23 protein-coding genes are annotated in these 24,823 nt (G+C 58.3%); 1 reads left to right on the top strand and 22 read right to left on the bottom strand.

Annotated elements, in window-relative coordinates; all coding sequences use genetic code 11:
* The 14 genes from LBR61_10445 to LBR61_10380 all read right to left on the bottom strand — a co-directional run.
* A partial coding sequence (locus LBR61_10445; protein MDR1732496.1) for an IS607 family transposase occupies nucleotides 1–461 on the bottom strand: 461 nt, incomplete at its 3' end.
* Nucleotides 462–505: 44 nt separating this feature from the next.
* Nucleotides 506–868 carry an arsenate reductase family protein gene (locus LBR61_10440; GenBank protein ID MDR1732495.1) on the bottom strand — a complete coding sequence of 121 codons (363 nt, stop codon included), beginning with the start codon at nucleotides 866–868 and terminating at the stop codon, nucleotides 506–508.
* Nucleotides 869–881: 13 nt separating this feature from the next.
* Entirely contained in the window at nucleotides 882–2,072 is a 1,191-nt protein-coding gene (locus LBR61_10435; protein ID MDR1732494.1) for a YgeY family selenium metabolism-linked hydrolase, read from the bottom strand.
* 57 nt (nucleotides 2,073–2,129) lie between these two features.
* Nucleotides 2,130–3,386 (bottom strand): GNAT family N-acetyltransferase, encoded by a 1,257-nt coding sequence (locus LBR61_10430; protein ID MDR1732493.1) that lies wholly within the window; start codon nucleotides 3,384–3,386, stop codon nucleotides 2,130–2,132.
* A 29-nt stretch (nucleotides 3,387–3,415) separates the two neighbouring features.
* Nucleotides 3,416–7,129: an AAA family ATPase gene (locus LBR61_10425; protein ID MDR1732492.1), complete on the bottom strand. Its 3,714-nt coding sequence runs from the start codon at nucleotides 7,127–7,129 to the stop codon at nucleotides 3,416–3,418.
* Nucleotides 7,130–7,192: 63 nt separating this feature from the next.
* Entirely contained in the window at nucleotides 7,193–8,443 is a 1,251-nt protein-coding gene (locus LBR61_10420) for an exonuclease SbcCD subunit D C-terminal domain-containing protein (protein ID MDR1732491.1), read from the bottom strand.
* A 140-nt stretch (nucleotides 8,444–8,583) separates the two neighbouring features.
* Entirely contained in the window at nucleotides 8,584–9,597 is a 1,014-nt protein-coding gene (locus tag LBR61_10415) for an aspartate-semialdehyde dehydrogenase (GenBank protein ID MDR1732490.1), read from the bottom strand.
* 47 nt (nucleotides 9,598–9,644) lie between these two features.
* Nucleotides 9,645–10,532 (bottom strand): 4-hydroxy-tetrahydrodipicolinate synthase, encoded by an 888-nt coding sequence (gene dapA, locus LBR61_10410; GenBank protein MDR1732489.1) that lies wholly within the window; start codon nucleotides 10,530–10,532, stop codon nucleotides 9,645–9,647.
* A gap of 435 nt (nucleotides 10,533–10,967) precedes the next feature.
* Nucleotides 10,968–11,225: a hypothetical protein gene (locus tag LBR61_10405; protein MDR1732488.1), complete on the bottom strand. Its 258-nt coding sequence runs from the start codon at nucleotides 11,223–11,225 to the stop codon at nucleotides 10,968–10,970.
* A gap of 103 nt (nucleotides 11,226–11,328) precedes the next feature.
* Entirely contained in the window at nucleotides 11,329–12,354 is a 1,026-nt protein-coding gene (locus LBR61_10400; GenBank protein MDR1732487.1) for a D-2-hydroxyacid dehydrogenase, read from the bottom strand.
* Nucleotides 12,355–12,367: 13 nt separating this feature from the next.
* Nucleotides 12,368–13,399 (bottom strand): D-2-hydroxyacid dehydrogenase, encoded by a 1,032-nt coding sequence (locus tag LBR61_10395; protein ID MDR1732486.1) that lies wholly within the window; start codon nucleotides 13,397–13,399, stop codon nucleotides 12,368–12,370.
* A 51-nt stretch (nucleotides 13,400–13,450) separates the two neighbouring features.
* Nucleotides 13,451–14,959 carry a tripartite tricarboxylate transporter permease gene (locus LBR61_10390; protein ID MDR1732485.1) on the bottom strand — a complete coding sequence of 503 codons (1,509 nt, stop codon included), beginning with the start codon at nucleotides 14,957–14,959 and terminating at the stop codon, nucleotides 13,451–13,453.
* 22 nt (nucleotides 14,960–14,981) lie between these two features.
* The gene (locus LBR61_10385) at nucleotides 14,982–15,440 is read right to left on the bottom strand and encodes a tripartite tricarboxylate transporter TctB family protein (GenBank protein MDR1732484.1); all 459 of its coding nucleotides are present in this window, start codon (nucleotides 15,438–15,440) and stop codon (nucleotides 14,982–14,984) included.
* A 121-nt stretch (nucleotides 15,441–15,561) separates the two neighbouring features.
* Complete coding sequence (locus tag LBR61_10380; GenBank protein MDR1732483.1) at nucleotides 15,562–16,551, bottom strand: tripartite tricarboxylate transporter substrate binding protein; 990 nt, start codon at nucleotides 16,549–16,551, stop codon at nucleotides 15,562–15,564.
* Between the two features lie 379 nt (nucleotides 16,552–16,930).
* On the opposite strand from LBR61_10380, the gene LBR61_10375 reads away from it, so the two are divergent.
* Nucleotides 16,931–17,425, top strand: a complete 495-nt coding sequence (locus tag LBR61_10375; protein ID MDR1732482.1) for a hypothetical protein — start codon at nucleotides 16,931–16,933, stop codon at nucleotides 17,423–17,425.
* 77 nt (nucleotides 17,426–17,502) lie between these two features.
* Here LBR61_10375 and LBR61_10370 read toward each other — a convergent pair whose 3' ends face one another.
* The 8 genes from LBR61_10370 to LBR61_10335 all read right to left on the bottom strand — a co-directional run bounded on the left by LBR61_10370 (nucleotide 17,503) and on the right by LBR61_10335 (nucleotide 24,807).
* Nucleotides 17,503–18,270, bottom strand: coding sequence for an ABC transporter permease (locus LBR61_10370; GenBank protein MDR1732481.1), 768 nt, complete (start codon nucleotides 18,268–18,270; stop codon nucleotides 17,503–17,505).
* Nucleotides 18,267–19,070: an ABC transporter ATP-binding protein gene (locus tag LBR61_10365; GenBank protein MDR1732480.1), complete on the bottom strand. Its 804-nt coding sequence runs from the start codon at nucleotides 19,068–19,070 to the stop codon at nucleotides 18,267–18,269. The genes LBR61_10370 and LBR61_10365 overlap by 4 nt, the downstream gene beginning before the upstream one ends.
* A gap of 12 nt (nucleotides 19,071–19,082) precedes the next feature.
* A complete protein-coding gene (locus tag LBR61_10360; protein ID MDR1732479.1) occupies nucleotides 19,083–20,090 on the bottom strand; it encodes an ABC transporter substrate-binding protein in 1,008 nt (335 codons plus the stop codon).
* A gap of 67 nt (nucleotides 20,091–20,157) precedes the next feature.
* Nucleotides 20,158–21,135 carry a cysteine synthase A gene (gene cysK, locus LBR61_10355; protein MDR1732478.1) on the bottom strand — a complete coding sequence of 326 codons (978 nt, stop codon included), beginning with the start codon at nucleotides 21,133–21,135 and terminating at the stop codon, nucleotides 20,158–20,160.
* A complete protein-coding gene (locus LBR61_10350; protein ID MDR1732477.1) occupies nucleotides 21,132–21,998 on the bottom strand; it encodes an ABC transporter ATP-binding protein in 867 nt (288 codons plus the stop codon). The genes cysK and LBR61_10350 overlap by 4 nt, the downstream gene beginning before the upstream one ends.
* A gap of 4 nt (nucleotides 21,999–22,002) precedes the next feature.
* Nucleotides 22,003–22,827, bottom strand: coding sequence for an ABC transporter permease (locus tag LBR61_10345; GenBank protein MDR1732476.1), 825 nt, complete (start codon nucleotides 22,825–22,827; stop codon nucleotides 22,003–22,005).
* Between the two features lie 3 nt (nucleotides 22,828–22,830).
* Nucleotides 22,831–23,811, bottom strand: a complete 981-nt coding sequence (locus LBR61_10340; protein ID MDR1732475.1) for a hypothetical protein — start codon at nucleotides 23,809–23,811, stop codon at nucleotides 22,831–22,833.
* Nucleotides 23,812–23,847: 36 nt separating this feature from the next.
* Nucleotides 23,848–24,807, bottom strand: coding sequence for an ABC transporter substrate-binding protein (locus LBR61_10335; GenBank protein ID MDR1732474.1), 960 nt, complete (start codon nucleotides 24,805–24,807; stop codon nucleotides 23,848–23,850).
* Nucleotides 24,808–24,823: the final 16 nt, after the last annotated feature.

Below are 24,823 nucleotides of genomic sequence, written 5' to 3'. Positions count from 1 at the left end.
ACCTCTACATTTTTAGCTTCACATATAGCAAAAACCAATTCAGCACCAAAACGCAGTAATCTGTCTTTATGGGTCACAACCAAACGTCCAACTTTACCTTCAAGTATTGCCCCTAACAGTTTTCTTAATCCTTTTTTATGATAATTCATGCCGGAACCAAGATCCGTTACCACTTCAAACGTCCATCCCCGACTGGCACAATATAATTCTAATACCTGTTTTTGACGCTCCAAATCATTTTTCTGGTCATTACTGGACACTCTCGCATAAGCAATGGTTGTACGCATAAATTCCTGAGTTTTACAGAATTTTTCAGGAAACTGCTTTGAAAGATTATATCTCCTATGTCCCCCGGCAGTATGCTCTGCGATGAGACGTCCCGATTTCTCCCAACGTCTCAATGTTGAGATGGAAACTCCCAATATTTTAGCCGCATCACCGATACCAACCAATCTATCCATAATGCCCAGGATAGCATATATTTAGAGAGATTACAAGCGAACTGTCAACAACCCTTTTCCTTCAGACGGGCCTCCCACTCGCTTTCCCGGAAGCCCACCAGCGCGAAGTCGTCGCCGATCAGGAGGGGGCGTTTCACCAGAAGTCCGTCCGTGGCCAGCAGGCGGATCTGGTCGGATTCGCTCATTTCCGGCAGCCTGTCCCTGAGGTTCAGGTTTTTGTAGACGTTGCCGCTGGTGTTGAAGAATTTTTTCAGCGGCAGACCGCTGAGGGCGTGCCATTTTCGAATTTCCTCGGCGTTGGGGTTGTTCGTTTTGATGTCTCGAAGCTCGCAGTCGATTCCCTTTGATTCCAGCCATTTGCGCGCCTTCTGACAGGTGCTGCATTTGGGATAACAGACAAACAGCATTTTTCAAACTCCTTTATTGTTTTAAAATGGCGCGAATGATGCCGCAGTATCCTTCGCAGGCGGCGTAAAGCTGTTCAAGCTCGATATACTCGTCCGTCGTGTGGGCCAGAGCCTCCAGAGAGCCGCCGTATCCAAGGGTGGGAATGCCGGCTTTCCCCGCGTAATAAGAGCCGTTGGTGCAGAAGGTATAGTGGGACAGCTCCGGGTTCTGCCCGACGGAACGCAGACCCTCCAGGGCTTTTTGCACGAAGGGGTGATTTTCCTCCAGAATCCAGCCGGGGGCGAATCGCGTCGCCTCAATGTCGGCTCCGGTGCAGCATTTTTCGCGTCCCGCGGCGAGAACGGCCCGGGCCTGAAACGTGGGGTCTTCTTTTGTGAGGCGTTCGAAAATGCGCTCCAGAGGCTCCAGAACGTCGGCCTCGCTTTCTCCGGGCAAAAGGCGTCTGTCGAAGGTGGCCCTGCACCTTTCGGGAATGACGGAAGCGCCGGGCCAGGGGGAGGAGACGATGTCGGTCACCTCCAAAATTCCGTCCCCCAGAACGGGATGAACCGGAGGAACGAAATTTTTTTCGAGGTCCATAATGAGGCGGGACATTTTTTTGACGGCGTTGATCCCCGCCGAGGGTCGGGAGGAATGGGCCGGCTTCCCCAGGGTTTCCACCAGAACTTCGGCCCGGCCCTTTTGTCCCCGCTTCAGGTTCAGGCTTGAGGCCTCGCCGATAATGACCCCGTCCGGACGCCATTTTTTCCCGATTTCTTCGGAGGCCACCCCCTCGAAACATTCCTCGTGCACGCTGCCGGCGACCAGAATTTCCCCCCGGAGCGTGCCGCCCTCATCCTCCGCCACGAAAGCGGCGGCCATGAGCATGGCGCAGAGGTTCCCCTTCATGTCGCTGGTTCCTCTGCCGTAGAGTTTTCCGTCCTCGATTTCCGCGCCCCAGGGGTCGTGAACCCACTTCGAAAGGTCGCCCGGCCCCACGTGGTCCATGTGCCCCTCCAGAAGAAGCCGCTTTCCGCCCCCGCCCAAGGGGATTTGCCCCACAACGTTTCCCAGACGGTCGGTTTCCACCCTGGCGAAACCCAGCTTCCTCATGGTCTTGCCAAGCAGGGACGCGACGCCCTCTTCCCGGCCGGAGGGGCTTTTTGTGCGAATAGCATCCTGGCAGAGCTCCCTCAGCATTTTTTTTCTGTTTTCAGACAGCACGGCGACAACCTCCAGTCATTGGAAAACTTCTTTTCAGAAAACTTCTTTCAGAAAATATCAGAAAATATCGGAAGATTGGGAGTGCACGGGAATGTCGAACAGTCTTTCGAACCCCTGAGCGAGGTAGAAGGGCAGGCCGGAAGGGGTGGACTGCAGCGTGACCGGCCTGCCGCGTTCTGCGGCTCGGAGAAAAATGTCGCTCATCATCGCTTTTCCCGCGCCGGTTCGCCGCGCCTCCGGAAGGGTGGCGAAATAATAGACGCCGGTTCCGGAACGTGAGGCGGAAAGCAGGTACGTGCCCACCGGACGCCCGCCCCGGGATGCCGTGACCAGGGTGAAATCGGGGCGCGAACAAAGCCCCCGGGCCAGATTGATGAAGGACTCCGGCGCGTCGGAAGAGGAGCCGAAGGCCCGCCAGGCGATTTTTGCCCAAAGAGCGGCGTCTTCAGAGGTCGCCGCCTCGTCGCAGGCGCAGTTGCAAAAATTTTTACCGGTTTCTTCGGCAGGGGGCGACGAGCGGGCCATCGCGACCAGTTCCCCTTGAACCGGAAGCCCCTGAGCTTCGAGAAGAGTCTGAAAGGACTCCGCGGTCCCCGGAAGAATCGGCCAGATGAAGGGCAGCCGCAGATTCTGGAAAAAGGCCAGAGTTTGTGAAATTTTCGCTTCGCTTTCTTCTCCGGTGAGACTGCGGGGAATGAAGGCCCAGTTTTCCGAAGCGGCATCGGTTCCCGTCGCCAGAAGAAAGGCGTCGTCGTCGAAGGAGAAAAAGCGGCAGGATTTCAGAGACCCCGCGGCCTCCAGCGTAAAGCGCATATTTTCGAGGACGGAGTCCTTCAGGGCGTTTTGCCTCCAGCAGTTTCGGAACGCCTTCTCGGCTCTGTCGATGCGTTCCGCGCAGACGGCGGTGGGCGTTTCGGAAAAGTTGAAGCGTTCGCCGGAGATTGTGAGCAGCAGCGCCTTTCCGGGCGGGGTTCCCATCTGTTCGGCCAGCGCCAGCAGCCATTCCGGCCCCATGGAGTGGATGTTGAACCCGTCCAGCCGGGAGTTGGGCCGGGCCTCTCGAAGCGAAAAGCCCTCGGGGTGAAGAACGGCGTCCGCGTCGCAGAACACGGCCAGGTCCACTCCTTCGAGCTCCTCCACCAGTTCGGGCAGCAGCTGATGCTCAAGACACAGCACAACGTCCAGGTCGGGCTCCGCTTCGAGAAATTTGTGAATCCGTCCGGCGAGAATCGTGCCGGCTGCGTCATCCTCCCGATTTTCGTTGCCGAACCCGGCGACCCAGATTTTCATCCTTTTTTGCGCATTATTTCTCATTGCTCTGACTTATACCTCATTTTCACGTCCTATTCCATTTTTCCCGTGCAGCCCGGCGCCTGGATGATGCTGCGGCCATTGCCCTGGGGGATGACCTCGATCTGGACGGAGATGCGCTCCCTGATGGCTCCCACGTGGGAGATGACGCCGATCAGCCGGCCTTCCCGTCTCAGTCCGGCCAAAGTGGAGAGAGCCGTGTCGAGAGCCTCTTCGTCCAGCGTGCCGAAGCCTTCGTCCAGAAAGAGCGAATCCACCTGCACCTTTTGACTGGCCATCTGAGAGAGCCCCAGGGCCAGCGCCAGGCTGACGATGAAGCTCTCGCCGCCCGAAAGATTCTTCGTGGAGCGGATTTCTCCCGCCTGATAGCTGTCGATCACCTTCAGTTCCAGCTCCTGAGCCTCGTCTCGGATCAAAAGATAGCGGTCCGTCATTTTCTGAAGCTGAAGGTTCGCGTGGTGGATCACCATCTCGAAAGTCAGGCCCTGAGCGAAGTTGCGATATTTTTGCCCGTCGGCGGAGCCGATCAGTTCGTGGAGTTTCTCCCAGCGCAGATATTCTTTTCTCTGTCGTTCGACGGCAGTCATCCGCTCTCCGTGCTGTCGGGAAAGTTCCTCCGCGTCGGTCAGGCGGGCCCGAAGCGCCCCCACCGCCCGTTGAAGCTCCCTCTGGCGCGCCGCGATTTCGTCCCGTTTCTTCCGCAGCTCTTCCAGGGGAGAGGTGGTCAGGTACTGACGGCGGAGCTCCTCCAGCGCAAATTTTTTGTCCGTCCGCCGGGCGTCCAGCTCCGTGCGCTCCTGAGCCAGAATTTGAGCCCGTTCCTGCAGAGATTTGCGCTCGCCTTCGGGCAGGCAGGCTTCGAGGTAGCCTTCTTCGTTTCTGACGTCGTTGGCGAGAAGCTGTTTGCTGAAGGAAACTTCCGCCTTCTGGAGGGAGTCGGCGCGGAAGTGGATGCTCTTCCCCAGCTCTTCCATGCGGGAGTGCATGTTCGCCAGATCCCGACGGGCGCTGCCCAGCGTTTCGCGTTTGACCTCCGCCTGTTTTTGCAGAGCCTTCACCGCGTCGGCGATTTTCTGCTCTTCTTCGTCCGGATTTTTCTTCCCGAAAATGCTTATCCGCTGCTGACGCAGAGAATCCCGTTCCAGGGCAAGTTTTTTCGCGGAGTCCTTTTTCCCCCGAAGTTCCAGGTTCAGCCGGTCCAGGTCGTCGTGGGAGTGGGACAGATCCCGCTCCCAGGCGGTGATTTGTTTTTCCAGGTCCATTCTGAGGCCGTGGTACTCCTGCCACTTTTCCCGGCGGGCTTCCAGGGTATCCAGAAGGCTCTCCGGGCGGCTGTCGGGAATATTTTTGAACCCGAAGGGCGAAATCTGGCGGAGCAGCTCGGTCTGCACGTTCTTCAGCTCTTCGTCGTGGAGGCGGATTTCCTGCGTCAGGCGAAGCCATTCCCGCCCGGCGGAGTCTCTCCGGAACTCCTCCTCCTGCAGGGACCGGGCCAGTTTTTGGAGCTCCTCCTGAGATCGCTCCAGGGTCTCCCGGGTGCCCTGCATGTCGCGTTCCATCTTCTCCGCCCGCTCCACGGTGAGACGTGTTTTCTGCAGAAGTTCCTCCGTTTTCCGGCGGTGGCGCGCGATCCCTTTCAGGGGCTCCGTGCCCGCTGTGAATTTCAGCTGCAGCAGGGCGAACCCCTCCGCCAGAGTTGTTTCGATGGTCTGGAGCTGGTTGCGAAGCCGCTCTTCTTCTTCCTGAATCTGGGTGCGTTCCTGGTCGCAGCGGGCGTTTTGGCTTTGCAGTTCCGAAAAGGCTTCGGAGGCTTTTCTCAGCTCCTCCCGGGCGGAGCGCAGGGACAGCCCCGCCTCCTCTTCCTCCGGGATGTTGCCCGAGGCGTAGGGGTGGATCGTGGACCCGCAGAGGGGACAGGGGGCTCCGTCCTGAAGGTACAGTCTCTCCGCCTCCAGGTCCCGAATGCGCCGGATCAGCTGCAGCTGGGCTTCGAAATGCCCCACTTCCTTTTCAAGCCCCTGAAGTTTGTTCTGCTGTTCCATAATCTGCAGAGCCCCGTTCTTCTGGGAGGACTCCACGGCGATGGCCCGCAGCCGGAGGTTTTCCAGCGTGTTGAGGGTTTCGGCCTGTCGGGTCAGGGTTTCCTCCAGGTATTCCTCCCGCAGTTTGCGTCCGTTCAGGTCGGTGAGTTTTTCGCGCCACTCCGGCAGGGCCGTCCCCCGAAGCAGCTCGTCCATGGCGGCTTTCAGCTTTCGGAGGGCGCTTTCGTCGGAGGTGAATTTTGTCCTGGCGGTTTCATACAGGGCGTTCTGCTCATTCCATGCGGCCTGAGTCTGCTGTTTCAGTTTTTCCGCCGCGGAGCAGTCGCCGGAGAGGCGAACGTGTCTCTCTTGGGCGATGCGCAGGGATTCAAAACGCATCCGAATGCCCGCCATCAGCTCCGTCAGTCGTTCGTCCGCGACGTTGTTCTGCAGGAATTTCTGGACGTCCCTCAGGCGAATTCGCGCTTTCTCCAGGCGCGCCTGATCTTCGTCGTATTTTTTCTGGAGTTCGCGTATGGTTTCCTCCGTCTGCTGCGCGGAGTTTTGAAGCTCGCCGATGGGGAACTCCTTCTCGCTCTGTCTGAGGTCGATTTCCCGAACCCGGCGCAGAAGATCCAGGGTGTTTTTCTGGTCTGTCTGCTTTTCCGCCAGAGCGGTCGCGGCCAGTTGAACGCCCTCTTCCGCCCGGCGGACGTCCGCCTCCAGTTCGGGCATTTTGGCCTGACAGCCGAGAAGGGTCTGTTTTTCCCGATCCTGCTCCCGGCGCAGAGCCACCAGGGCCGCGTAGTCGCTTCCAAATTCCAGCACGCGCCGGGCCCGCTCCAGACGCTGGCGTTCCGGCTCGAAAATTTCCTGCCGACGGGTCAGGTCCTGATGCCGGTCCTCCAACAGATCCAGTTCCTTCTGAAGCGCATCGATGGAGTCTGCCCAGTCGATTTCGCGGCCATACCGCTCCGCCTCTTTTTCCAGGGCGGCTTCCTCCTGAATCCGGTCGGCAAGCTGTTTTTCCAGCTCCTGTTTTTCCTCCGGCCCCGGCGCCTGCAGTCCGGCCAGACCGGCCTCCAGCACGTTCAGTTTGGAGCGCTCCGCGTTGCGAACCTCGTGAACCTGCGCGGATATTTTGCTGTAAATCTCCGTTCCGGTGATCTGCTCCAGTATAGGGGATCGCTCGCCCGGCCCGCTTTGAAGGAACGTGGCGAACTCTCCTTGGGCGAGAAGCATGGAACGCACGAAGCGATCGAAGGTGAGTCCCGTGACCTCCTCGATTTTTTCGGCTACGTTTTTTTGTCGCGTCTCCAGAATTTTTCCCGTGTTGGCGTCGGCGATTTCGTGTTTGGGGGATTGCAGCGGCCCCTCCGGTTTTCTGTGCGCCCGATGCTGGGACCAGGACACGCAGTATCGGTGAGGGCTGTTCGTTCCCCCTCCGAACAGGGCGGACGGGCCCGCTTCGAAAAGGACCTCCGCGAAACACTCTCCCGTCTGACGCGACATAATCTCGTTGACGCCCTGCGTAACGTCCTTGAGCCGCGGCGTGCGGCCGTACAGAGCGAGGCATATCGCGTCGAGAATCGTCGTTTTACCGGCTCCTGTTGGGCCGGTGATGGCGAAAAGCCCGTCGGACGCGTAGGCCGGATCCGTAAAATCGATCTTCCACTCCCCCTGAAGGGAATTGAGATTTTTGAAACGAATTTGAAGTATGCGCATTTCTGTCTCTCCCCGGGAACAGCATCCCATCTCCGGCAATATTGCCGTGTGACTATTATAAACTCATTCCGACAGGGGGTCCTTCGAATCCAGAAGAGAAAGAACCTCCCTGTAGGTGTCCAGCAGCTCCGGACGCTGCTCCGGGGGCACGGAACAGCGGTCGAGGCAGCGGGTAAAAACCTCCGTCACGTCCATTTCGCTCAGGAGCTCGCAGCCTTCCCGGGCGTTTGAATCTGAAAGAGAATCGAAAAAAGCCCGAATGGCCCTGCTGTTCTTCACCCGCAGAATTTCCAGATTCGATCCGGCCACGAGGGAGTTCACCCGTTTTTGCAGGTCGGGGACCAGTTCCCTTCCCTCGTACACGATTTCGAGCCATGACGAGGTTCCCGCCAGTCTCAGCTCGTTCAGCCGCGTTTCGAGGGTATCCATGTCTCCGGCGATGCGCTCCAGCGCCTGGAAAACCGGAACGGGAATCAGCTCCACGCGTTTTTCCGCGTCGGGTCCCAGTTCCACCAGTGTAACGCTTTTGTGCCCTTCCGTTTCCGACGGACTCATGATCAGAGGGGCGCCGCTGTAGCGCACAAATTCCGAGTTTCCCACCTTCTGGGCGGCGTGGAGATGTCCAAGAGCCAGGTAGTCGAGGCTGTCCGGGAAGCAGTCCGCGCCGACGTGAGCCAGAGAGCCCACGTACAGTTCGCGGACGCCGTCGCCCTCCGTCGATTTTCCGCCGGCGGCGAAGAGATGTCCCGTCCCCACCACGGGGACGCCGCCTCCGGCCGCGTTTCTGCCCGCTGCCGCCAGAGCCGCGATTTCCCGGTAGTGGTTCCGGATTCCCTCGATCAGGCGGGCTTCCTTTTCTTCGGGGCTTTCTCCCGCCTCGAAGGAACGAAGGTCTCGGTCTCTCAGGTATGGGACGGCGCAGACCAGCAGTTCCGGCTCTCCCTGAGGGTTTCGCAGGGTCAGGAGCTCGTCCTTGATTTTTTCCGCCGGCGCTCCGACCACGTGAATGTCCAGAAAACTCAGGAGCTCCCGCGGCGCGTCCAGAAAGGAGGGAGAGTCGTGGTTGCCCCCCACGATCACCACGTGGCGGCATCCCGTGGCGTTCACCCGGCACAGGAACTGATAGTAAAGCTGCTGCGCCCGGTTGGAGGGGGTCGTGGTGTCGAAAATATCGCCCGTCACCAGCAGGACGTCGATTTTTTGGGCGGCCAGCGTATTCGGGAGCCAGTCGAGAAAAGCCTCGAACTCGGCGTAACGTTTTTTTCCATAGAGCGTCCGCCCCAGATGCCAGTCGGACGTGTGCAGAATCTTCATGAACCAGCCTCCGCAGATATTTGACCCTGATTATACCGCGGTTCAGCTCAAATCAGTCTGCTTCCAAATATTTACGAATATAAAAACGCTCCCGACCCTGAGGTCGGGAGCCTGGGAGTTCCTGCGGGCTTTTTCAGGCTCTATTTTTTGTCCTTCCAGATGATTTCGGCGATCTGGACGGCGTTGGTGGCGGCCCCTTTGCGAATCTGGTCGCCGCAGACCCAGAGCGACAAACCCCGTTTCGGGTCTTCCGCGCTTTCGTCGACGCGGATTCTCCCCGCGTGGATCAGGTCCTGATCGGAGGCGTAAAGGGGCATGGGGTAGACCTTCTCCTCGGGGCTGTCGAGAAGTCTCACCCCCGGCGCGCCGCGGAGGAGTTCGCGAGCCTCGTCCGGCGAAAGGGGGCGCTCCGTCTCGATGGTCAGGGCCTCGGAGTGGCTGCGCAGGACCGGTACCCTCACACAGGTGGCGCTGACGCGAAGATCGGGGCAGTGCATGATTTTGCGGGATTCATTGCGCATTTTCAGCTCTTCCTTTGTGTAGGCGTTCTCGGAAAAGGAGTCGATGTGGGGGATGAGGTTGAAGGCGATCTGATACTGAAAGGCCGAAACCTCCAGCGGCTGCCCCGCCGCCCAGGCTCGGGTCTGGTTCTCCAGCTCCTCCAGACCCTGACGGCCCGCGCCGCTGACGGCCTGATAGGTCGAGGCGACGATGCGCCGGATCCCCGCCGCCCGGTGCAGAGGATAGAGGGGCACCATCGCGATAATCGTCGAACAGTTGGGGTTCGCGATGATTCCCCGGTGGGTCGCGATGTCCTCCGGGTTCACCTCCGGCACGACCAGAGGGATCTCCGGGGTCATGCGAAAGGCGCTGGAGTTGTCGATGACCACCGCGCCGCTCTTTGCCGCCACCGGAGCCCATTCCCGGCTGACGTCGGCCTCCACCGCGAAAAGGGCGATGTCGATTCCCTCGAAGGATTGGGGGGTCACCGCCTCCACGGCGTGGTCCTTTCCGCGCCACCGCACCGTGCGGTCGCCACGGGACGCCAGAGCGCGCAAATCGTTCAGGGGGAAATTTCGTTCTTCCAAAATTTTCAGCATTTCGAGCCCCACTGCGCCCGTCGCGCCGAATACCGCCACATTAGCTCCAGACATGATCTCTCGTTCCGCCTTCCCCGCGTTTCGCCGGACAGATGCGAGCCTCAGGCTCCCACGCCGAGGCATTCCTTCATGTCGCTGTTGACCTGGGCCATGCAGTTGTCGGAGGCGGGAACCAGCGGCAGGCGCAGCGTGTTCTCGCAGTACCCCAGGCGGCTGACGGCGTACTTGACGGGCATGGGATTGGTCTCCATAAAGAGGTTTTTCATGAGGGGGAAGAGCTTCATGTGCAGTTCCCGCGCTTCGACGACGCGTCCGGCCAGAGCGGCGCGCACCATGTCGGAGGTCTCCCGGGGAGCGATGTTCGACAGCACGGAGATGAGCCCGTGGCCTCCAGCGTTGACCAGGTGGAACGCCTGGTCGTCGTTGCCGGAGAGAATCAGAAAGTCGCTGCGTATCCGGCGGATTTTGCGGATGGTGTCGTCCACCTGCGCCTGATTGCCGGAGGCTTCCTTGACGGCGACGATATTGGGAATGTCCGCCAGTCGCGCCACGGTGTCGGGCAGCATGTTGACGCCGGTGCGTCCCGGCACGTTGTAAAGGATGATTGGAATGTTCACGCTTTCAGCCACGGTTTTGAAATGCTGGAAAAGTCCCTCCTGAGAGGGCTTGTTGTAGTAGGGGGTGACCACAAGAATTCCGTCGGCTCCGAGTTTTTCCGCTTCTTTGCTGGTTTCGATGACGTGCTGGGTGCTGTTGCTGCCCGTCCCCATAACCACCGGAACCCGACTCTTTGCGCGCTCCATCGCGAAACGCGTGATTTCCCGACGTTCCGCGGTGGTCACTACGGGGCCTTCTCCTGTGGTCCCCAGCACCACCAGAAATTCCACCTTCTGGTCGATCTGCCAGTCGATGAGCCTGCCGAAGTTGTGATAGTCGATTCCATCCCTCGTAAACGGCGTAACCAGGGCCGTTCCTGTCCCTCTGAACATCATGGAAAACTCCTCCTCGTCTTTATTTTTTATTAAGTTAAGATGAGCGTCAAAAAAATAAGCGCGTCCCCATTTGCTGCTGTAGGGACGCGCTTTTATGCACGCGGTACCACCCTGCTTGAGGATGCCTGTAACGAGCGATCCTCCGCCTCGGGGCCCAGTGACGCGGGCTGGACGGAAACGTACTCTGGCTCACGCAATGAAACACGATTCGCCTTTCCGCTTCAGCTCCTCGGGTTTTGGGCCTTTTCGCCGCGTCCGGAACACCTTTCAGCCGGTGAGTGTCCCTCTCTGTCGACGCCTCCGCACGAATCCGGCGCCCCGATTCCTCGCTTTTACCGTATTGAAAATCGTATTAAAAATCAATGGTGAAAGAAATTTTATACCGTTTCTTTATTCTGTCAAGACGGATATTTTATGTAAGGCAACTCCGCCTCAGCCGCCGCAGCTTCCGCCGCAGCCCGCACATCCGCCGCCGCAGCCGCCGCTTTTCCAGGCGCTGACCACGGGCACGAACACGTCCATGATGTCGGGGATCTGCTCCGCTCCTTTATCGCTGCTTTCGACACCCAACAGCGACATAACTTCTTCGGAGGTTTCCGCTCCGTCCATAATCCCCTGCACAATATCGCGCAGGGTCGTTCCTTTTTCTTCACAAACCACGGTCGCTGCCGACGCTCTGGCCCAATTCATAAGCTCTGCCTCCCCTGGCGAGGGATAATCAAAAACACCCTCCACCCTGATTGAATGCGCTCATTGTATCCCTTTGAAAGCGCTCTGTCTACAGCCGGAGAAATCAGAATTCCTTTTTCGTATCCACCACGTTGATCAGAGGACGGCCCTCGAAACAGTTTCTCACGTTGGTCATGAGAATATCCAGGCAGCGCGGAGAGTAGTGGATGGGGTCGTCCGAGGAGACGTGGGGCGAGATGAACAGGTTCGGCGTGTTCCAGAGGTACGAGCCCTCCGACAGGGGATGTTCGTCGAACACGTCGAGCACCGCCCCGGCCAGTCGTCCTTCATGAAGTTTTTTCGAGAGCGCCTCCGTGTCCAGCAACCCGGCGCGGGCGACGTTGATGACGCTGGCGTGAAGGGGCAGCCATTCGAGCTGCGCGTCGCCTATGATTTTGTTCGTCTGTTTCGTGAGCGGGGCCGTGAGCGCCAGAAAATCCGTGTCCCGAAAAACGTCCTTCATGCGGTCGGCGGAAACGATCTCGTCGCAGCAGGGATGACTTTTCAGGTAGGGATCGATCCCCGTGACCTTCAGCCCCAGCATTTTCGCCTGCCGCGCCATTTCGCCGCCCTGACTTCCGACGCCGAGCACGGCGATCTTTTTCCCCCTGATGACGGAGGTGTAGATCGGGTTCCAGGTCCTCTCCCGCTGAGAGGTGAAAAGGCTGGGAATACGGGAGTTCAGCATACCGAGATACATGGCGAAGGACTCTCCGGATTTGGGCTGATGAATGCCCCTGCTGTTGGTCAGGATCAGGCCCTCCGGAACCCAGTCGAAGGGCGCCAGCTGCTCGACGCCGGAGCTGTCGGACTGGAACCATTTGAGCTGTGGCGCGTAATCGGTTATGTTTTGGGTCTGGAACGTGTATCCGTAGAGAACGTCGGCGTTTTTCATGGCGTCGTAATATTTTTTGAAGTCCGAATCAGTCCAATCCACGGGCATGTAACGCTCCACGCTCTCCAGGGTGAAGGTCACCCGCGGCGCCAGGTCGGGGTTTCGGGCCAGAGCGTCTTTTATTTGGTCGAGAGTGGGCTGATAGACCGGTTCTTCCTGTCTGTAGCGCATGAAATGGATGTGCAGTCTGTCCATGACGAAACCCTCCCTAAAAACTGTTTTGCGTGTCGACGGCGTTCTTCAGGGGCCGACCCGCCATGTCGTTGCGCAGATTTTCGATCGTCAGGTCGAGAGTCCGGGGAATGTAGCCGACGCTGTCGTCCGAGGAGACGTGAGGCGTGATCACGAGGTTGGGAGTATCCCAGAGCTTCGAATCGGGCGGAAGCGGCTCCGGGTCGAAGACGTCCAGAATGGCCCCTGACAGCTCTCCCGCGCAGAGCTTGTCGTGCAGGGCGTTCTGGTCCAGCAGAGGGCCCCGGGCGACGTTGATGACCCCCGCCTTTCGGGGCAGCCAGTCCAGTTTTTCCCTGTCGATGAGATTTCTCGTTTTTTCGGTCAAAGGCGCGGTGATGGCCAGAAAGTCGGCTTTTTCGAAGGCTTCTCTCATTCGTTCGGGGGGCAGCATTTCGTCGCAGCAGGTATCCTCCTTCGCCGCGGGGTCGATACCGATGACGCGCAGGGACATGTTTTTCGCCTGTCGCGCCATTTCCTCACCCTGATTTCCCACGCCGACCACAACCAGAGTCCGGCCTTCGATGATGCTGGTGAAAACCCGATCCCACTTGCCCCGGCGCTGGGCCGTCAGCAGCCTCGGAACCTGAGCGTTGAGCATCCTCAGAAAAGTGGCGAAGGTTTCCCCCGATTTGGGAAGATGGACGCCCCGGTTGTTGACGACGGTGACGCCCTCCGGAACCCAGTCGAAGGGCATCAGGTGGTCCACTCCGGAGCTGAAGCAGTGAATCCACCGCAGCCTCGGGGCCCTTTTCGCCAGATCCTTCACGGGAAACCGGTGTCCCACCAGAATGTCCGCATCGGCCATGTTGCTGTAAAACGCGTCGAGATCCGAGCTCGTCCACTGACTCAGGTCGGAGGAGGGATAGTCGCTCAGGGTGAAGCGTACCTGGTCCTCCAGATCGGGATTTCGGAGCATCAGGTCGTCCAGGTGCCGTCGAGTGAAGTGGAAGACGTCCTTTGCGCTGCGGTTGAATTCGACGTGAACGTGAAATGTGCGTTTTTCCATATTGTCCCCCTGATTCCCAATAGTTTCCTCATTTCCGATAATTTCTTTAAATTATTGAGCGGAGCGCTTTGTTTTGATTAAATTGCCGGCTTTTTTGAGTAGCGGGTAAATCCATATGGCAATGGCAAGAACGCCGAGAGTTCCGGCTATGGGGCGATTGAAGAAGTCCAGCAGACGGCCCTCGGATTTGACCATGGAGATGATGAAGTTCTTCTCCAGAAGGTTCCCCAGGACGATGGCCAGGAGCATGGGGGAGATGGGAAAGCCGTTTTCTTCCATGACGTACCCCACGAGCCCGAAAAACAGCATGACCCACACGCCGAAAATCGTGTTGTTCACCGCAAAAGCCCCGACGACGCAGAAAAGGAGAATGGCCGGCAGCAGCACGAAGGGGGGCACTCTCAGAATGTGGCGGAAACATTTGATAGCGTAATATCCCAGAATCAGCATCAGAATATTGGCGAAGGCAAAACAGATGAACAGGGCGTAAATTACCTCCGGGTGGTCGAGAAAAACGGTGGGGCCCGGCTTCATGTCCTTGATGTATAGGATGCCGATGACCATCGCCGTCGTCACGTCTCCCGGAATCCCGAACACGAAGGCCGGAATCCAGGCGGAGGCCAGAGCGGCGTTGTTGGCCGACGTCGCCTCGATGATGCCCTCCATGTGCCCCGTTCCGAACTTTTCCGGAGTTTTGGAAAATTTTTTGCTGATGGAATAGGCCAGCCAGGCCGCGATGTCAGCCCCTGCCCCCGGCAGCGCTCCAACGATGATACCTGTGACGTTGCCCCGCAAAAACTGGGGAATATGCCTGCGCCACAGGCTGAAAATCCCCCGGTAGATCTGTTTGATTTCGCCGTTGTAGGCGGTCGAGGGCGGGGCCGTGGAGCTGACCCTCCGCATGATTTCCGATACCGCAAAAAGTCCGATCAGAACCGGTATGACGTGGATTCCCCCCAGCAGTTCGGAGGATCCGAAGGTGAACCGCGGGGTCGCCGTGATGAGGTCATACCCTATCGTCGTGATGAAGAGCCCCAGAAAAAGTGAGGCCATGCCCTTGAGGGGGTCGTTTGAGGTCATGAAGGTGGCGCAGGTCAGACCGAAGCAGGAAAGCCAAAAATATTCGTAAGTGCTGAAACTGAGCGATATTTCGGCCAGAGTCGGAGCGGCCAGCATCAGGACCAGAAGTCCGATCAGTCCCCCCACCGCCGAAAAGAATACGTTCGCTCCAAGTACGGTTTCGGCCATCCCTTTTTGGGTGAGTCTGTAGGAATCGTCCGTGTAGGCCCCCGACGCCGGAGTCCCCGGTATGCGAATCAGGGTTCCCGGAATGTCCCCGGCGAAAATGGCCATGGCGGACACCGCGATGATCGACGCCAGAGCGGGAACGGGATCCAGAAACATCGCCACCGGCAGAATGAGTGAAACCGCCATGACGGCGGTGAGGCCGGGGATTGCGCCGAATACGATGCCGAAGATCGAGGACAGCAGCATCACGATGAAAACCTCCGGCGTCGCCACAAGGGCAAACGCTTTTACAATTGCTGTGGTGTCAGGCATTTTTCCTCCTTTCGCCAGTCGGTCAGAAGCCGAGAATTCCGGCTGGAAGCGGAACCATCATGAGGCGATAGAAAAAGGCGTAGGCGAAAATCGTCAGGCACAGAGAAATGACGAGAGTGCTCAACAGCCGTCTTCGAAGCCATCCGATGGTGCAGGTCAGCATGATGATCCCCGTCAGAAGGAAACCGAGCCGATTGGCGAAAAAGATATAGAAGAGCAGGTTCAGAGGGACGAGCAGTAGGTTCGATACGAGTTTTGGGGATTTCATCCATTCGCCGGGAGTGAAGACTCTGACCCCGGACTTCAGCCCGCGAACGGTCAGCAGCGCCCCGCAGACGAACATGGCCGCCGCCGTGAGCGCCGGGAAAAAACCCGCTCCATAGGCGTAGTTCGGCAAAGAGGGAAGAGAATGGGCGCGAATCATGATCAGAGTCGAAAAAATCAGGAAAAATATGCCAAATACAGCATCGTTGAACTTCATGGACGCCACATCTCCCTTTTGAAAAAAGCCCCGCAATTCGAAAAAAGGACCCGCGAGCGCGATACGGGCGGGTCCTTCCTGTCGCATGTTCGCTGGATGGCGCGAGATTGTGTCAAATCGTTTATTTGACGATGCCGACGGCCTTCATAACCTTTCCGAACTCGACGTCGTCCTGCGCGAGGAAGGCTTTGAACTCGTCAGGCCCCATGTAGACCGGAAATTTCCCGACCTTTTTCATCGCTTCCTGAAAATCCTGAGATTCACAGACCTTTTTCATCGCTTCTCCAAGTTTTACCTTCAGGTCCTCGGGCAGTCCGCCGGGAGCCGCTATCCCGCCCCAGGGGCTCAGAATCCAGGTGTTGCCGGTGGCCTCCTTCAGCGTGGGAACGTCCGGGAAAAGGGGCAGCCGCTCCGGAGATATGGAGGCGAGGGTGCGGATTTTCCCCGCAGCAATCAGAGGGCCGGCCTCGTTGAAGGAACAAACCACAAAATCCAGCCCGCCGGCCGCCAAATCCTGAAGCGACGGGGCCGAGCCCTCGTTTGGAACCCAGATGATGTCGTCGATGCTTATTCCCTCACCCTGCAGCATTCCGGCGGCGCAGAGGTGCCAGATCCCGCCGTGGGCCGCGCCTGAGCCCTTCAGCTTTTTCGAGCCCGTCTTGATGGCGTCGAAGAGCTCCTTCGCGGTTTTATGGGGAGAATCGGCTTTGACGTGAAGGCCGCCGAAGGAGCGGACAATCATGGCGATGGGCGTCACGTCGCGATAAGTCAGGTCGGTGAGTCCGGCCCAGTGCATCATGTTGAGCTCACATTCGATGTCGCCCATGGTGTAGCCGTCGGGCGTTCCCTGCGCGATGGCCGTATGGCCGATGACGCCCTGTCCGCCCGTCCGGTTGATGCTGTTCACTCGAAGCCCCAGCTGGTCGCTCAAAACCTTTGCCACGAGACGTGCGTTGAAATCGGTTCCACCGCCCGCGGCGAAGGGAATCAGCATGGTGACGGGCCTGCTCTTGTCGGGCCAGTTATCGGCGCCTGAGGCCATCCCTGTCCCCTCCGTCAAAAACATACACAAAGAAATCACTGCCACCGTTAAAATCGTCTTCCGAAACATCTGCATCCCTCCACACGATTCATTTTGATTTTGGAATGAAAATCTTCAGTATAAAAAACCATTTTTCAGGGACTCGCCTCAGTCTGTCCCGACCCTTATGTAATTTTTTTAAGAAATTTCTTACGAATGAAATAAAAATATTTTGCACTATAATCGCACCCCGCCGGAATGTCAATAGTTGGGGAATCCGCGTGTGTTGTTCGTTCTCCCTGTGTTTACAGCGGCAGGATGGGATAAAATAAGCGCGAGGGTCGGAGATTGGGAAGCGCTGATTAACAGCTCGGAACCCTGTGGGGGTTCGGTGAAGAAACTCGGCGGATCACAGGTTTGCGCAGGCAGCCTTCTGCCTCCCTGAGCTTTCATAAGGAGGATTTTCCCAATGGAAAAGATAATCTTCACCATTATTCTGAACGTGGCGCTGGCCTTGACGCTGGAGCTTTCGGTGGGGGCTCGCGGCGAGTGCGCGGACAAGGGGTGGCCGGACAACAGGTTCACGCGGCAGGTCCCCAAACCGGCCGCCGTGGCGGGCCCGTACAAAATGCTCGCCAGGCGCGGCGACAGTTTCAGATCGGCGGCGGAAAGCAAAGCGGACGGCATTATGATCGCCGTGAAATGGGACACGATGGACGAAGCGAAAGCCTACGCCGTCGAAGTGAAAGCCGCCGGGTTCACCCGGAACGAATCAGTGGTGGAGGAAGACGGGACGAAAACCCCCATCAAGTTCGGCGACAGGGAAGTCTTCGCCCCGTCCAAATTCGATTGGAAGGCCTCAAACGGGGAGTATTCCGTCGAGGTCTTGTTCTACGCGGGCGGAACGGCCGCCGTGAAGGAGGGCGCCTTGACCATCGCAAAATTTGACCCCTCGGAGGAGTAAAAAAGGTGATAAGCAGGCGGTGCAAGACCGCTGCAGGCCTGGCGACAGGAACTGTTGGGCTTGCTGTGCTCGTTTGCTTACACTTCACGCCATGAATTGAAGAAATTTTCGATGGAATGCAAAATCCAGTTCAATCCTATGCCGAGAACGGCGAGGGCGACGATGCCTCCGTACATTTCCGGAACGTTGAAGGTTTCCTCGGAGTAGAGCACCAGGTATCCCAGTCCTGAACTGGCCCCGATCATCTCCGCGGCCACCACGGCCATGACACAGTACGAGCCGCCCAGACGAATGCCCGTGAAAATTTCCGGAGCGGCGGCGGGCAGGATGATTCTGGTAAAGATAAAGAGCTTCGACGCGCCCATGGATTTCGCCCCTCGAATAAGGACAGGGTCCACGTTTTTGACGCCCGAACTCGTGTTGAGAAGCACCGGCCAGAGGGATGCCCAGAAGATGATGACCGTCTTCGAAAGTTCACCCAGACCGAAAAACAAAATGAACACCGGAAACAACGCGAACGCCGACATCTGCCGGAACGCCTGGAAAAGCAGGTCGAGAACCCTGTCGAGCCGTCTGAAATATCCGGTCAGCAGCCCGAACGCCACGCCAATTACGGCAGACACGAAGAGTCCCAGAAGGACGCGCTGGAGGCTGATGAGAAAATGCCGGGACAGATCTCCCCGCGCCGCTGTGAGCCACAGGGCGCGGAGAACTTTGGACGGCGGCGCGAGATATGTTGCCCGCGCCCACCCCAGCCGCGGGGCGGCTTCCCAGAGCAGAAAGAACAAAAGAAGCCCCGCGCCGCGGGAAAGCCAATCCCCCATCTTGAAAAGCGCGTTTTTCATAAGTAGGCTCCGTAACTTTGAATCTGCGCGGCTTCCGCCTGCAGCATACCCCACAGCTTTTTCCGGATACCTGCAAATTCCGTCGAGTTGCGGATGTCCTCCGTCCGCGGGCGGGGCAGGTCGATGTCTATGATTTCCTTTATGCTGCCGGGCCGGGAACTCATGAACGCGACCCGGTCGGAGAGCAAAATTGCTTCGTCAATGCTGTGGGTGACGAAAAGGATGGTTTTTTTGTCGGCCTCCCAGATGCGCAGTAACTCTATTTGCAGATTTTCCCGCGTCTGCGCGTCGAGAGCGGCGAATGGCTCGTCCATGAGCAGGAGGTCGGGGCGGTAGGCCAGTACGCGGGCGATGGCAACGCGCTGACGCATACCGCCGGAAAGCTGATGCGGATACTGATTTTCGCAGGACGCGAGCCCTACGAGGTCGAGGTAGCGTCTCGCGATTTTTCTCCGCTCTTTTTTTTCGACGCGGCGGATTTCCAGCCCCACTTCGAGGTTTTTGATCACCGTCCTCCAGGGCAGCAGCGCGTAGCTTTGAAAGACCATGCCGCGATTGAAGCTGCGTTCCCGCAAGGGCTGGTCGTCCACGAGTATTTCTCCGCCGTCGTATCTGTCCAGGCCCGCCAGAATGTTGAGAAACGTCGTTTTTCCGCAGCCGGAGGGCCCCAGGAGCGAGAGAAATTCCCCTTCATGAATATCCAGGTCGAAATGCTCCAGAACGGAAAGGGTTTCTCTTTTGCCCATGGCGTTTCGAATTTGAAATTCCCGACGAACCTGTCGAGCCTGAACTTTGATCATTTTTTCGGACTTTCAGTTTGCGGGGTTGTAGTCGTTTGTGTACACCTGAGACGCCTTGATTTCCCCGGCTGCGATCTTTTTTTCGGCTTCGAGGCGGTCGATCCAGTATTCGATGTTTCTGAGCGGAATTTTTTGATCTTCGTAGAATTCGAACATCTCGGCCTCTTCGAGCTTGAAGCCGAACCGCTTCGCCATGAGCTGGCGGGCCTCCTCTCGGTGGGTGTTGTTCCACTGAGCGGCTCTGGAGAGAATCGCCGTCAGTTCTTTTACGGCGTCAGGGTGTTTTTTCAGGAATTCACCGCTCACGGAGTAGGGGCACATGCCGCTGATGCCGCCGTCGATGTCCCAGTCGCTGAACAGGAGGCGGAAGTCCTTCGTGTTGGCGCTGGCCCGCCCTGACGACAGGGGGTGAATGATGGCCACGTCGGTGTCGCCCCGCAGAAGCGGCACTTCCTGTTCCGAGTCCGGCGCCGTTATCATGCGGATCGAGGTCGGATCGATACCGTTGTCCTGGGCGTATTTCTTTGTGACGAACTCGGAGCACGCGCCGAAGCTGTTGATGCCCAGCGTTTTGCCCCCGAAATCTTCGATCGACCGGATGGGGGAGTCAGCGCGCACGAAGTATTTCATGTGAGGGTCTTTTTGGGTGGACTTGCTGCCTGCCGCGAAAATTTTGATGTCCGCGCCCGACGCCACGGCCGCGATCACCAGGGGCGTGTGCCGGTTTGCCACGTCCAGGTCGCCCGTGGTGAGAGCGGGGATCATCTGACCGGCGGCTATCTGGCCCACGTACTTCGGTTTCACGCCGGCGTCCCTGAAGTACCCCAGGTCGTCCGCCAGATAGATGAGGTCGTAATAGACCCATTCGGGATACCTGAATTCCACGACTTCCGAAGCGGCGGCAGGCAGCGCGGACAGAAAGCCCGCCGTGAGAACGGCGAATATCACCAGAACGCCTGAAAAAAACAAACGTCCTTTCGTCATCGTTTTTCCGAAAACTGCCATTGCTGTTTTTTTCATGATAAAACCTCCTGTATTTTTTCCTGACCTTTACGTAAAAAATGTCCTTTTCTTTTCTTAATCTTTGTCACTCTTCCGCGTTCGACAGCGGGGTGGAGAGATAGCGTTCTCCGGAGTCCGGCAGGATGACGACGATGTTCTTTCCCCTGTTTTCCTCCCGCGCGGCGAGCTGAAGGGCCGCCCAAACCGCCGCCCCTGCGGAGATCCCCACGAGAATACCCTCTTTGTGGGCCACGTCACGGGCGGTGTTGAACGCGTCGTCGTTGGTCACCCGCACGATTTCATCCAACAGGGAACGGTTCAGCACTTTAGGGATAAAACCCGCTCCGATGCCCTGGATGCGATGAGGGCCCGGACGTCCGCCGGAGAGGACGGGAGACGCGTCCGGCTCCACCGCCACGACCCGCACGTCTTTTCTGCGGGCTTTCAGCACCTCGCCCACGCCCGTGATGGTGCCGCCCGTCCCCACTCCCGCCACGAACACGTCCACGTTGCCGCCCGTGTCGCGCCAGATTTCCTCGGCGGTGGTTTCCCGGTGAGCCTGAGGGTTGGCGGGGTTCTCGAACTGAAGGGGCATAAAGCTGTCCCGGATCTGGGCGGTGAGTTCCCGCGCCTTCTTCACCGCGCCGTCCATGCCGTCGCTGCCTGGGGTCAGCACCAAATCCGCACCCAGCATCCGAGCCAGTCTGCGTCGCTCAATGGACATGGTTTCGGGCATGGTCAGTATCAGTTTGTAACCGCGGAAGGAGCAGGCGAACGCCAGCCCGATGCCCGTGTTGCCGCTGGTGGGCTCAATGACGGTCCCTCCCGGTTTCAGCTTCCCGTCCCGCTCCGCCGCCGTCAGCATGGCCGCGCCGATGCGGCATTTGACGCTGTTCAGGGGGTTGAAGGACTCCACCTTGCCCAAAATAACGCCGGGCAGCCCCGCTCCAATTTTTGCCAGTCGTACCAGCGGCGTGTTCCCGATGGCCTCCGTGACGTTGTCGTAGATTCTTCCACGGAAAAACCCCTGCGTTTCCCGTCTACCGCCTTTTTCATCAATCATATTGAATACTCGCTTTCGTGGTCGATGTCGTATTTGAACAGCGCGTCGATGCGCCGCTTCAGTGCCTGAGAATCGCTGCGCCGGCGCGGGCGGGGCGCGTCGACGGTGAATGTGTTCCGCACGGAGCCGGGCTGCGGGGAGAAGATCACGATCTCGTCGGAGAGGTAGAGAGCCTCGTCCGTGTCGTGAGTGACGAGTACAATCGTTATGCCCGTATCCCGCCACAGGCGCAGAAGGTCATCCTGCAAACGCTCCCGGGTGATGGTGTCCACCGCGGCGAAAGGCTCGTCCATCAGGATGATTTTGGGCTCCACCGCCAGGGCCCGGGCCAGAGCCAGACGCTGCCTCATCCCGCCCGAGAGCTGGGAGGGATATTTGGAGAGCGAGTCCCCCAGCCCCACTTTCTTCAAAAAGGCGATGGCGTGTTCCTCTCTCCCCTCCTTCGGCAGACCGCGCAGCTTCAGCGGAAACGTCACGTTTTGCAGCGCGGTCATCCAGGGAAAAACGGCGTAATCCTGAAATATCATGGCGATGTCGTGTTTCGGCCTGTCTCGGAACAAACCGTTGGCCAAAGGAGACAAAAACTGATATTTGCGCCGATAATCCTCCATCTCCTTACGGGTGGCCGGTAGAGGTTCCAGCACCCTCACGCCGTCGATGTACACCTCTCCTTCCGTTGGAGCCTGCAGGCCCGCAAGGAGTTCCAGAAAAGTGGATTTTCCGCTGCCCGACGGGCCTAAAATGCTGACGATGGCCCCATCGGGTATCTTAAGCGACACGGAAAGCAGGGCTGTCACCCCGTCTGCCGTGCGGTCCTCGTTGACGATGGAGAAAAATTTGGTGAGTCCCCGGGCTTCGATCATGGCGTTACCGGCCCACTTTCCACACGGAGAGCTTGAGTTCCAGAAATTTCAGGACCTCGATCAGGAACCAGCCGATGACGCCCAGAACCACCATGCAGACCACCATCACCGGTATTTGGAAAAATTCCTTCGCCTCCACCAACAGGTAGCCCAGCCCCGTGCGGCCTCCGTACATCTCCGCGATGACCAGCATCACCAGGCCCATGGCGACTCCCGTCTTGACGCTCATGATGATGGAGCCGATGGCGTGCCATATATACACGTGGAGAATCAAAGTCAGTTCGCTTGCGCCGAACACGCGGGCAGAGCCCAGGTAGCGCGGTTCCGTGTCCTTCACGGCCTGATACGTGTTGAACAGAATGGGATAAAACGCCCCGATAAAGATCAGAAACGTCTGCATGGGCAGGCCGATGCCGAAAATGATGATGGTGATGGGAACCCATGCCGGAGGGGGAACGGGCGACAAAAGCTGGAACAGGGGAAGCAGCCGTTTGCGTATCGCCAGGTTCCATCCCATGAGAATCCCTGTGGGGATGGCCGTCAGCACGGCGATTCCCAGCCCGAGGAAGAACTTGCCGAGACTGCAGGCGATGTGAACCAGCAGCCTGCCCCTGGTCAGCAGCTCCCAGAACGTAACCGCGACGGTGCTGAGAGGCGGGACCAACACTTTGGGGACCACGCCCCAGCGAGGCAGAAGCTCCCATAAAACCAGGAGAGGCACGAAAACGGAGAGAAATTCCCACGAAAAGATACTGCCCAGGGCGTTTTTGAGAAAATACCCCAGTTCCCGGAGAACCAGCCTTGCCCCTCTGGTTTCATAACGTCTCACGGTTCAAGACCCCTGTTTGCCGTCGTCGTCATCTTTTTCTCCATCTTTTTCTTCATCGTTTTTTTCATCATCGTCGTCGTCGTCGGGAACGCGTATGCCCTGCTCGTCCAAAAATTCTGTCAAAAGGGCCACAAGATTGTCGTCCGCCCTGTTGAACTCGGGAACGGGCTGCCCCTCCAGCAGCGCGAGGGGGATGGAAGTGCTGCGGGCGATTGCCTGCCTCAGAGCTTTTGGCCCTTTTTGTTCCGCGTTCAGGAGGCGAGTGACCAGCTCTTCGCCCTTTTTCTGCAGTTCCTTCCGCGCCAGCAGCACCTGCACTGCCTGATCCACGATGGCCGGGCAGCACTCGTCGCCTGGTCTGACCTCCCAGTCCTGATAAAGGATGGAATGTCCCTGATGCAGCGCCGCCACCGCAAAAGCGCCCTTGATGACCGCCGCGTCGGCCTCCTTCGCCTCCAGCGCCGGAATCATGGCGTCAAAAGGCATATATTCGTAGACAACGCCGGAAATATCCGCCTTCAGCCGTTCCGCGTCCTTCTGGAACGCCCTGAGCAGCACGCACTGCGGCGACGTGACGGCGATCCTGATGTTCCCCAGCTCCCTCAGCCGCAAATTCAACCCCCTTCGCAGTACAAGCGCGGCGCCGTAAGGGAACGTGATGCGGCCAAGAGCGGTCAGGTTGCCGAACCCAGGCAGTTTTTCCAGGCTCCTGACCTTTTCGATATCCACGAAACCGGCGTCCAGCCCTCCGGAGAGAAGCGCGTACCCCACGTCAGAGCCAGAGCCGAACCTGGACGCCTCGAATCCCCGTTTCCAGTCCTGTTCTTCTGAAGCCAGATAAAGGGCTGCAGGCAGGTTGGCCCCGCTGTGTCCGATTCGGAACGGAGGTTCGCTCCGCGGACGGAACGCGTAAACTCCAAAGAGAACCGCCGCGGCAAACGCGGCCAATAAAAATCCGCAGCGTCTTTTTGACTTCGGGTTCATGTCCGGCGGCCCTCTCTCATGACATCGCGCTTTTTTTCACCACCAGGTGACGCCCCTGAAAGCCTCGGCGAACAGCTTCTCTCCGGGATTTTCTTTGATGTTTCCCAGTTGTACCAGTTCGTCGCCCAGAAGTTTGAGCCCAGCTGTGTCCAGAATGTTCGTGAACTTCAGGCGGTTGTTGCCGTGAATGATGGCTTCTTTGGGCGCGCCGGTGTAGCGCACGGCGATGTCCACGATGTTGCCCGCGACGGGGTTTGCGAGGATGATTTTGTCCGCCTCGTCCACGGCCCTTACAAAAGCCCTGAGTGCTTCGGTATTGGCGGCCAGAACCCTGTCGCTGACGTTGATGGTGCGGCACGGAATTTTGGCGGAAACATCCGGGAACACTACTTTGTACCCCTGCAGCTCCGCGATGCTGACGTGGGGTTCTTCCAGTATCGCGCCATCCACGCTTTTCGCTTTCAGCGCCGCGATGGCCGGACCGCCTGCCAGTTTTTGCAGGTTGAACGCCCCTCCGGCCTCATTGGCTTTCACCGTCAGGGAGATGACTGCCTCGCAGGTGGGAGAGATTCCGGCGATTTCCCTGTCTTTCAGGTCCGCGAAGGTTTTGATGGGAGAGTCTGGCTCCACCAGCAGCACCGACGTGCAGGGCCGTTTGACCTGGGCGATGGTTTTGATGGGGGCTCCGTTGGCTATGGCCGCGATGGCCACGGTGGGGCAGGACCAGAAGATGTCGGCTCCGCCGGAAACCACCAGATCCCGTGCGGCGGCGTTGTCCGTCACGTTCTCGATGACCACGTCCAGTCCGTATTTCTCGAAAATACCCAGTTCTTTGGCCACGTACAGGTTGAGATGATGGGTCGTCTGCGCGTCGGCCACCACGAATTTGACAGGCGCGGCCTGAACGGGCGCGGAAAACGCGCAAAGCACCGCGGCCAATGCAAAAACAAACAGAACCGTTTTCCCGATAAGAGGTATCTGTGCTCTTTTCATCATGTCATTCTCCTTATTC

Source organism: Synergistaceae bacterium (assembly GCA_031272035.1).
Classification (GTDB): domain Bacteria; phylum Synergistota; class Synergistia; order Synergistales; family Aminobacteriaceae; genus JAISSA01.
Note: the sequence above shows the minus strand (reverse complement) of the source record. Positions and strands in the feature narration are given on the sequence as shown.

Bases quoted from the DNA above. Each gene is read 5' to 3' on its own strand.
- LBR61_10440 (MDR1732495.1), bottom strand. From the start codon at position 868: ATGCTGTTTGTCTGTTATCCCAAATGCAGCACCTGTCAGAAGGCGCGC.
- LBR61_10430 (MDR1732493.1), bottom strand. From the start codon at position 3,386: ATGAGAAATAATGCGCAAAAAAGGATGAAAATCTGGGTCGCCGGGTTC.
- LBR61_10425 (MDR1732492.1), bottom strand. From the start codon at position 7,129: ATGCGCATACTTCAAATTCGTTTCAAAAATCTCAATTCCCTTCAGGGG.
- LBR61_10420 (MDR1732491.1), bottom strand. From the start codon at position 8,443: ATGAAGATTCTGCACACGTCCGACTGGCATCTGGGGCGGACGCTCTAT.
- LBR61_10415 (MDR1732490.1), bottom strand. From the start codon at position 9,597: ATGTCTGGAGCTAATGTGGCGGTATTCGGCGCGACGGGCGCAGTGGGG.
- dapA (MDR1732489.1), bottom strand. From the start codon at position 10,532: ATGTTCAGAGGGACAGGAACGGCCCTGGTTACGCCGTTTACGAGGGAT.
- LBR61_10405 (MDR1732488.1), bottom strand. From the start codon at position 11,225: ATGAATTGGGCCAGAGCGTCGGCAGCGACCGTGGTTTGTGAAGAAAAA.
- LBR61_10400 (MDR1732487.1), bottom strand. From the start codon at position 12,354: ATGGACAGACTGCACATCCATTTCATGCGCTACAGACAGGAAGAACCG.
- LBR61_10395 (MDR1732486.1), bottom strand. From the start codon at position 13,399: ATGGAAAAACGCACATTTCACGTTCACGTCGAATTCAACCGCAGCGCA.
- LBR61_10390 (MDR1732485.1), bottom strand. From the start codon at position 14,959: ATGCCTGACACCACAGCAATTGTAAAAGCGTTTGCCCTTGTGGCGACG.
- LBR61_10385 (MDR1732484.1), bottom strand. From the start codon at position 15,440: ATGAAGTTCAACGATGCTGTATTTGGCATATTTTTCCTGATTTTTTCG.
- LBR61_10380 (MDR1732483.1), bottom strand. From the start codon at position 16,551: ATGTTTCGGAAGACGATTTTAACGGTGGCAGTGATTTCTTTGTGTATG.
- LBR61_10375 (MDR1732482.1), top strand. From the start codon at position 16,931: ATGGAAAAGATAATCTTCACCATTATTCTGAACGTGGCGCTGGCCTTG.
- LBR61_10370 (MDR1732481.1), bottom strand. From the start codon at position 18,270: ATGAAAAACGCGCTTTTCAAGATGGGGGATTGGCTTTCCCGCGGCGCG.
- LBR61_10365 (MDR1732480.1), bottom strand. From the start codon at position 19,070: ATGATCAAAGTTCAGGCTCGACAGGTTCGTCGGGAATTTCAAATTCGA.
- LBR61_10360 (MDR1732479.1), bottom strand. From the start codon at position 20,090: ATGAAAAAAACAGCAATGGCAGTTTTCGGAAAAACGATGACGAAAGGA.
- cysK (MDR1732478.1), bottom strand. From the start codon at position 21,135: ATGATTGATGAAAAAGGCGGTAGACGGGAAACGCAGGGGTTTTTCCGT.
- LBR61_10350 (MDR1732477.1), bottom strand. From the start codon at position 21,998: ATGATCGAAGCCCGGGGACTCACCAAATTTTTCTCCATCGTCAACGAG.
- LBR61_10340 (MDR1732475.1), bottom strand. From the start codon at position 23,811: ATGAACCCGAAGTCAAAAAGACGCTGCGGATTTTTATTGGCCGCGTTT.
- LBR61_10335 (MDR1732474.1), bottom strand. From the start codon at position 24,807: ATGATGAAAAGAGCACAGATACCTCTTATCGGGAAAACGGTTCTGTTT.